The 2,086-nt window shown below is 67.3% G+C and carries 3 pseudogenes; all 3 read right to left on the bottom strand.

Features of this window, described 5'->3' with window-relative positions:
- A pseudogene (locus ACLJK8_RS22560) lies at positions 1–223 on the bottom strand (hypothetical protein); the annotation flags it as partial.
- 7 nt (positions 224–230) lie between these two features.
- A pseudogene (locus tag ACLJK8_RS22555) lies at positions 231–691 on the bottom strand (transposase); the annotation flags it as partial.
- A 300-nt stretch (positions 692–991) separates the two neighbouring features.
- Positions 992–2,086, bottom strand: a pseudogene (locus tag ACLJK8_RS22550) (IS110 family transposase); the annotation flags it as partial.

Genomic DNA, 2,086 nt, shown 5'->3' with positions numbered 1-2,086 from the left:
CAGTGGGTCGACTTCCAGCCGGAAACCCCTTTTTGAGCAGGCTGGCGGCGGTGCGGTGAGCCTTCAGATGTGTCGCATCGATCATCACGGTATCCGTCGCCTCGCTCGCGCCTGCGAGCGTGGCGAAGATCCGGTCGAAGACGCCGATCCGGCTCCAGCGGATGAAACGGTTGTAGAGCGCCTTCGGAGACCCGTAGACGGCGGGCGCGTCCCGCCACGTCAGATTGACCGCCGCTCTTCACCCTGGCCCGGACGATGCCGATGGTCCTGACGAAGAGGCCCATTGAGCCTTTCTGCCGGGCGAAGACATGCTCGACGGCGGCGCAGATTTTGGGGCGGCCAGCGTTGCCGCGCCGGATATGTGGCGCCATCGGGCGCCCCCTCGACTTGCGATGATGGATCTGGCCGCGGAAGCCGCGCTTCTCGAGAAAGGCCTCGTTCGCTTTCGAGCGGTAGGCGCTGTCGGCCCAGACCGTCGCGGCGGCATTCGAGGTGTCAAGCAGCCCCCGGCGCGAGCCACGCGGCCGTGGTGACTGCTCGCGTCGGTGACCTCCCAGGTCCGGATGAACCCGTGGCGCCGGTCGATGCCGGCGTGACTTTTGTAGCCGAAGAGCGGGATGGCGATGTCGGTGTGCCGCGTCCCGTCCTCGCGCAGCCGCGCCTTGCCGAAGACCAGCGTCCAGCGCGCGTCATTCGCCATTGTCTCTCGGACCATGTATGGGCGGCTCCCGCGGGGCAAGGGGCGTTGATTTGGTTCTAGGCATCGGGTCGGTCGCGGCCATGTATGCGGCGTCTGCTGAGCGGTCGATTGACCGCGCGCCCTGATGAAGTCCGCCGGCGTCGGGACCCCAATCAATGGCACGCGCTCCAGGGTGCTCCGGTCCGAACAGGGTATTCCCACCGTCGTCTCGCCGTCCGTTTCGCCATCACCTCACGTTTCGCGCCTCACCTTCTCTTCGCCGGTCCGCCGGTCGAGGAGGCCGGCGTTTGTTCAGGCTGGCTCAGCCCGGTAGCTCTTACCCGATCTGATCAATGCCCAGACGACCCGAGCCATACGGTTGGCCAGAGGCCGACAAATGTCGGCGCCAATGGTTCGAGCGACATTGGCGGCGCGACCAGCTTCACCGGCTTCGTCCCAGCATCAGGCTGAGCCAGTCCGTGCCCGCCTTTTTGCCGCGCCGCGCGTTCGCCATCGTGCTTGAACCGATGGCGCGCGCTGGCTCACTGCGCGACATCGCTCCAAGGTAGAGCAGCCGACGAAGATAGCGGTTGCCCGCCTTCGGGATCCCGCCGAGCCGCTCCTTGCCTCCGGAGGAATGAGCTTTCGGTGTCAGGCCCAGCCACGCGGCGTAATCCCGCCCCGATCGGAAGACCTCGACATCGGGCGTCGTGGCCGCGAGCGTGCTCGCGGTGATCGTCCCGATCCCCGGGCACGCTGGCAAGACGGCGCGCGAGCGGGTCTCCCGCCTGCGCGGACTCGACCCGCGCGGTCACGGTGGCGATCCTGTCGTGCGTATCGCGCAGCTGATCGGCTAGCAGCGCGAGCGCCGGCCGGGCGGCCTCGGGCGCCTTCTCGACCGTGGCGAGCAGACGGTCGATGTTGTGGATTCCCTTCGCGATGACGATGCCGAATTCCGCGAGATGCGCCCGGATCGCATTGACGATCCGGGGCCGCTGGCGAACCAGGAACTCCCGCGCTTTGTGATCAACGAGCGCCGCCTGCCGCTCGGTCGACTTCACCGGCACAAAGCGCATCGACGGGCGTCCCACGGCTTCGCAGATGGCCTCGGCATCGTTCGTCCGCTTACGCGGCCCCACCGGGGCCACGGTCCTCCTCACCGTCCGTCTTGCCGCGCTTCACATAGAGCCTCACGTACGCCACCGGCATCAGCCTTGTCTCGTGGCCGAGCGCGGTCAGCTCTCGCGCCCAGAAGTGCGCGCCGGCGCAGGCCTCCATGCCGATCAGGCAGGGCTGAAGGTTCGAGAAGAAGGTAAGCATCTGGCTCCGGCGCAGCTTCCGGCGAACAACGATCGCACCGGCGGCGTCGACCCCGTGGACCTGGAACACGTTCTTGGCAAGGTCGAT

Origin of the sequence: Amaricoccus sp. W119 (genome assembly GCF_047275745.1) — a bacterium.
GTDB lineage: Bacteria > Pseudomonadota > Alphaproteobacteria > Rhodobacterales > Rhodobacteraceae > Amaricoccus.
Note: the sequence above shows the minus strand (reverse complement) of the source record. Positions and strands in the feature narration are given on the sequence as shown.